Below are 6374 nucleotides of genomic sequence, written 5' to 3'. Positions count from 1 at the left end.
TTGGTCTGGTAGTTCAGCTGGTTAGAATGCCGGCCTGTCACGCCGGAGGTCGCGGGTTCGAGTCCCGTCCAGACCGCGAAGAAGGGAAGCAGTTTTTGTTTCCCTTCTTTTTGTTTATAATCACTGACAACGTAGCATTTTAACTTTTCTTTGCAGGACTTCCATCAAAAACAGATTGGATAATACCAGGGAGAAAGCATAAAATATATCTTCCAACGGAATAGTAAGAATCCTTATCCCCATAAAAACATGGGGGCTATACCAAACGATTTCATTTTCTATTCCGAACCCGGTCAATATTCCATTAACGATAAAAAAGGGAATCAATATTACGGGAAACACCCAGAAATAAACACTTAACAACTTCCAATCATAAATAAATGCCAGAATTAATACAAATACCAAGCTTGAAAAATTAATAATGGTATATGGCAAATGAGAAAACCTCATTACAATTAAAAAAGAAGCTATCAATAACAAAGTTGCAAGTGTAGCGGTTATCTTCTTTGAGAAACTTAAAAAAGGAAAATAGTGTTTTAAGGAATGAAACGTAAAAACACAACAATAAGGAATCACGACAAAAAACAATACTTCTTCTACCGGAAGATTAAATATGTAATATCCACTTAAGTAACTTTCATTAAATCCCCAATAACGGTTTTCAGTAAAAAAATAGTCCCAAATTAAATATGGAATAGCAACTAATAAAATAGAGGTAAATAAAGAAGGCCAATACTTATAAAACTTTAATTTAGGGTGGAAACTATACAAAAAAGGAATCGAACCGGAGCATATTAGAATCCAGAAATACAAACTCATAATAAATCCTTGTTTAATTTTTTTGTTTCTTCTTCAGCTTCTCCTGCTTAAAATATTTAAATGGGAATATTAACAAACCAAAACACTCCCCATGCTCCGGAGAATGATGCCTGTGGTGCATTGAATGTGCCAATATAACCGAACGAACGTAAGTAGGTTTCCAACCTTTCAACCACTTTAGTCTGCGGTGAAAAACAACCTCATGAAAGATAAAATATGCGAACCCGTATACAGTAATACCAATAGCTACACTCAAAAGAACATTGCTGGGCAACAAACTCCCCAAAATGTAACAAATCATTGAGGGAATAGCAAAAATCACAAAAAACCAGTCATTTTTTTCAAAGAAAGAACTCCGATGTATCTCTTTCGGAAAATGATGATCCTCATGCAAGTTCCACAAAAAACCGTGCATAACGTATTTATGAGCAAACCAGGCCACCCCTTCCATAAAAACAAATGTTGCGGTGCCAATCAATATTAAAAAATAAATCTGCATCACCTTATCTTTAAAAAATTAAAACAATCCAATCTTTATAACAATATAAGCTTTTGCCAACAAAATGACTTTACGCAAGTTAGAAATTCTTATCCGCTTTTTCATCAATTCTTCCGCTTTTGTCCGCTCAATTTTTTTAGTCAATCCCAAATAATAGACATAGGCAATATAAACGCCTAGTCGAGCGTTTTTAGGTAGTTTCTTTATGCCCTTCAAGGCGATCCTATAATCATGGTAAATGTCCTTCAGTATTTCATTTTTACTGCCCTCCTCCAATTTAGAATGACGCAGTTGCGGAAAGTAGGCCCTATGCAATTCTTCCATATCGTCTTTAACATCACGCAGAAAATTTACCTTTTGAAAAGCAGAACCCAGCTTGGTAGCACTATGTTTTAAATCATCGTACATTTGACGATCCCCATTAACAAAAACTTTAAGGCACATAAGTCCAACCACATCGGCCGAACCATAAATATATTGCTTCAGCTCGAGCTCATTGTAGGATGTCTTGTATAAATCGGCCCGCATACTCTTCAGGAAGGCTTGTATTAATTCTTCTGGTATATCGTATCTTTTAACCGTGTGTTGAAAAGAATTTAATATTGGGTTTAGACTTATTCCTTCGGATAATGATTTATATAAATCGCTTTCAAAATCATCCAGTAATTTTACCTTGTTATATTGATGAAAGGAGTCAACAATTTCATCCGCAAAGCGAACAAACCCATAAATACTATAAACGGCCTGACGTATAGCGGAATTTAAGCACCTAACACCAATACTAAAGGAGGTGCTGTAGGATCGTGTTACCAATTTACTACATCGATAACTTACTTTATCAAAAAGTAATTTATTATTATTGTTTTTCTCAATCTCTTTTTTATATGTAATTATAAGTTCAGGGACAGTCTTGATATTATTTCCTGCTGCCACCACCCCTATCGCATTATCGTAATCTTTATTATCCATCAAGCTGTCTTTTTTACTAACTATAACTAATTAATCTTATTCAAGTATTGGGTAACCAAGTCAGATACTATTTTACCCGAAATAATTGTTGGAGGCACACCCGGACCAGGAACTGTTAACTGACCGGTGTAGAACATGTTTGCTAATTTTTTATTTTGTAATTTAGGTTTTAAAAATGCAGTTTGTCTTAAAATATTTGACAAACCATATGCATTACCACCATAAGCATTGTAATCTGTTTTAAAATCGTTAACACAGTATGACTTCTTAAGTACAACATTATCTTTAACAGATTGTTGCGTAATCATTTCAAGCCGTCGTATAATTTCTTCGAAATACCTATCCCTAATTTCAGCTGAATCCTTAAGGCCTGTTGCGATAGGAATTAAAAATATGGCACACTCATTACCTTCCGGAGCACAGCTCTTATCGGTCATACTAGGGAAACTAGCGTAAAACAAAGGGTTTTTGGGCCATTCTTTTGAATCATATATACTAAATGCATGTTGATTGAACGAAGTATCAAAAAACAAAGTATGATGTTCCAAATTTTTTAGCTTTTTATTAAAACCTACATAAAACAATAAGGCCGACGGGGCAAAAACCTTTTTACTCCAATAGGATTCCCGGTAATTTCTATCTTTTTTTTCCAATAAAGTTTCTGTATGGTGATAATCGGCTCCGGAAACAACAACGTCCGCCTCCCTATAATCACCGTTTACCATAATTCCTTTCACTTTGCCATTCTCAGAAATAATTTTTTGAACCTCAGAGTTAAAATTCAGTCCAATGCCGTTTTCTTTAGCTAACCGTTCAAATGCTTGCACAACGCTGTACATCCCCCCCTCCGGGTACCAGGTTCCCAACACCATATCGGCATAGTTCATAAAGCAATAAAAAGCAGGCGTATTTTGCGGCTTTGCACCGAGAAACAGTACGGGAAATTCCAATACCTGTCTTAAACGATGACTCTTCACTCCGGAACGAACCATTTTGGTGATAGATTTTACAAACTGTCCAAGTCTTTTTACAGTAGCTGGAGTTATGAGCTCAAGGGGTGATTTACCCGGCATATAAACCACTTTATCCATGGCCACCTTGTAGTTGTAACCAGCATATTTTAAAAACTTCTTAAGAAATTCGCCACCCCCTTTTTCTTCTTTTTCAAACAAAGCATAAATCCCCTTCAAGTCAGCCGAAATATCCATTAAATCATCTGGCCCAAAAAAGACCCTGTAACCCGGATCTAGTCGCAGGAGTTTATAGTAGTCGCTTGGTTTTTTGTCGAAATCGGAGAAAAAACGTTCAAAAACATCCGGCATCCAATACCAGGTGGGCCCCATATCAAATTTAAAACCAGCCTCTGAAAACTGCCTGGCCCTGCCTCCACTCATCTTATGCCTTTCATAAACGCTAACCTCACAACCTTTGCTGGCTAAATAGTTGGCTGCAGAAAGCCCTGAAAAACCGGCACCTATAATCGCAACTTTCTTATGGGAAATATCTTTCATTTCATATCAAATTTTAAGGTTAGTATCCATTAATTTACCTAAGAAAACATCTACAACTCATTTAGTTTATAAACATTATATAGCCAATTTACAACATGTATGTACCAATTGCATTTATTTTCCAGGTTTTAAATTGTTATACATCCTCAAAATACCGACGGAATAAGAATCAATTGAACAATAGGAATAGGTCGATCTGCCATTTACTAAACATACCCCTACTATTTTTGTTCATGTATAATTTATATATATTAAACAACACACAAAATGCATTCAACTGGAAAGAATGGATTAGCCCCCTTTAAATCTTTGCAGACATAGGCTATAATACGTTATATGTATGGGATTTATGTTGTTTGAATAAAAAAGAGGATAGTCGGAGCAATGGATCTGTTGACTGTATGTTTTCCATGGCAAAAGTATCTGACACGGCAAAAATCCTGACCTATCTTTTCTAGATCCATTTCGCAATGGACAACCTTGCCCGCTACTTAGGGTTGGCTACTTAACCCATAGCGGACTTCCACTGAGTGGCTACTTGCCATATGCGGCATAAACAAAAAAAACCCGTTCAAATCAATGAACGGGTAATAATATCAATAGGAATGAAATCTTAATTTTCTTTAGCCTTCCAATCTCGAGCAGTCTCGTACATGGCAATTACATTTTCAACCGGTGTTTCAACTTTAATTTTATGGCTTGGACCCAGAATAAAGCGTCCGCCAGGAGCCATCACATCCAACAAGTTTTTCACGCCTTCCTTCACCTGCTGCGGGGTGCCTTTACGAAGCAACAATTCTTCATCCATGGCGCCACAGAAAGTTATCAATTTCCCATAGTCCTTTTTAAGCCCTTCCGGATTCATACCCACCGCTCTGGTTTGGATAGGATCCAACACCTCGGCCCCGGCACTAATAAAATTAGGCAATAACTTGCGGACACCACCACAACTGTGCATATAAAAGTGCGCCCCCATAGCTTTGGGTTTGCTTGTAAAGGCATTTATTGAAGGACGTATGTAGTTTTCCCAGTGATCTTGTCCTATGGTTAATCCGGTTTGGGACCCAAAATCATCCGCTACACGAATAAAATCAATTCTTCCCTTTGAAACTTCAAAAAACTCATCAATAAAGGCTTTGTAAAACTCAATTACCCTGTCGCACAATGTCCTAAAAAATTTCGGGTGAGACATCATTATTTCCATAAAGCTCTCGCGCCCGATTAATCGTTGCACAATACGAAACAGGCCGGGAGAAGAATATCCGGGAGCTGTCATGATAGCATAGTCCTTATATTTTTCCAACTGCGCCTCCAGAGAATTAAAATCGAAGAGTTGGTTGCCTGGCCAGTTAAAGTCATCCAAGGCTGCAGGATCAGTCACACCTTCCAGCGGGAAGTCCGTAGCTTGCCAATAACTGAATTCGCCTTTATTAATACGGGAATATCCCACTCCCCAAATGTCCTTTTTACGCTTGTTGTTTTCATCAATTAACTGAGGCCCTACGTATTTTGGCTCTACCCATCTAAAGTCAACATCCAGATGTTCCAGCAGTTGATCGCGATTTGTAAAACCAAAGAAGGACATCATTTTCTCACCAAATTCCGGTACATCCCAATAAAAAAAAGGAACCCTGTCCGGAACATCGTTGTTCAGAGTTTTTAAAACTCTTTCTTTGTGGTTCATAAATGATGTTTTATAACTATTGTTAAATACAAGTTTCACTGTAAAAAACCTCCCGAATTTATAAATATTTTGAGAAAAAACAAATTACAGGTGTTAAATGTCAGAAATTCACAGTTCAAAAGACGCTAAAAACATCGCCAGCATTATTGAGCACGCTGTCGCACCGCCTCATAAACCAATATCCCTGCGGCTACCGACACATTTAACGATCCGATGGTTCCGGCAATGGGAATTTTCGCACCCGCATCACAGATTTTCAGCATCTGTGACGAAACCCCCTTATCCTCTGCGCCCATGACAATGGCAGTAGGACCCGTGAAATCAATATCGGTGTAATTTTCACTGCCTTTTTCTGTTGCGGCGACTATCTTCAATCCCGAGTTTTGTAAATACTCCACTGATTTATATAGGTTTTTCACCCTTGATACCGGTATATTGTGCAAAGCTCCTGCTGAAGTTTTAACCGCATCGGCGTTTATGGGCGCCCCGCCTTTTTCCGGTATTACTATTGCATCAACCCCGGCACACTCCGCAGAACGCGCTATGGCTCCCATATTTCTGATATCTGTAATTCCGTCAAGCACCAGCACCAATGGGTTTTTACCGTCCTCAAACAGGCCTATAAGCGTGTTTTCGAGGTCCTGATAAGTGATGGCGGCAACAAAAGCAATAACACCTTGGTGGTTTTTGCGCGTAGCCCGGTTAATACGCTCTACGGGCACCGTTTGCCAGGTAATTTTAGCCTCCTTCATGGTTTCTACCAATTCCTCATAAAGCTCGCCCTGCAACCCCTTCTTCACTAATACTTTTTCAATCTCCTTGCCCGAACGGATGGCTTCAATAACCGATCTGATCCCGAATAAAAAATCACTTTTTCCTGCCATAATTATTT

6 protein-coding genes and 1 tRNA gene are annotated in these 6374 nt (G+C 38.2%); 1 reads left to right on the top strand and 6 read right to left on the bottom strand.

Going from position 1 to position 6374, the window contains the following annotated elements; translation table 11 throughout:
- The first annotated feature begins 2 nt into the window (after positions 1-2).
- Positions 3-76: transfer RNA gene (locus ACRD64_RS01825), tRNA-Asp, on the top strand.
- Between the two features lie 44 nt (positions 77-120).
- Here the strand turns inward: ACRD64_RS01825 and ACRD64_RS01820 are convergent.
- The 6 genes from ACRD64_RS01820 to rlmB form a co-directional block, all read right to left on the bottom strand.
- Complete coding sequence (locus ACRD64_RS01820) at positions 121-819, bottom strand: lycopene cyclase domain-containing protein (RefSeq protein ID WP_430931441.1); 699 nt, start codon at positions 817-819, stop codon at positions 121-123.
- Positions 820-832: 13 nt separating this feature from the next.
- Positions 833-1318, bottom strand: coding sequence for a hypothetical protein (locus tag ACRD64_RS01815; RefSeq protein ID WP_430931440.1), 486 nt, complete (start codon positions 1316-1318; stop codon positions 833-835).
- Between the two features lie 18 nt (positions 1319-1336).
- Positions 1337-2287 (bottom strand): phytoene/squalene synthase family protein, encoded by a 951-nt coding sequence (locus ACRD64_RS01810; RefSeq protein ID WP_430931439.1) that lies wholly within the window; start codon positions 2285-2287, stop codon positions 1337-1339.
- Positions 2288-2313: 26 nt separating this feature from the next.
- On the bottom strand, positions 2314-3798 hold the full coding sequence (locus ACRD64_RS01805; RefSeq protein ID WP_430931438.1) for a phytoene desaturase family protein: 1485 nt from the start codon (positions 3796-3798) through the stop codon (positions 2314-2316).
- Positions 3799-4411: 613 nt separating this feature from the next.
- Entirely contained in the window at positions 4412-5482 is a 1071-nt protein-coding gene (locus ACRD64_RS01800; protein ID WP_430931437.1) for a uroporphyrinogen decarboxylase family protein, read from the bottom strand.
- Positions 5483-5625: 143 nt separating this feature from the next.
- Positions 5626-6366, bottom strand: coding sequence for a 23S rRNA (guanosine(2251)-2'-O)-methyltransferase RlmB (gene rlmB, locus ACRD64_RS01795; RefSeq protein ID WP_430931436.1), 741 nt, complete (start codon positions 6364-6366; stop codon positions 5626-5628).
- Between the last annotated feature and the right edge of the window lie 8 nt (positions 6367-6374).

This window comes from Saccharicrinis sp. 156, from assembly GCF_050589685.1.
GTDB lineage: Bacteria > Bacteroidota > Bacteroidia > Bacteroidales > Marinilabiliaceae > Saccharicrinis.
The sequence above is the reverse complement of the archived record's forward strand: the minus strand, read 5'-3'. Positions and strand labels throughout refer to the sequence as shown.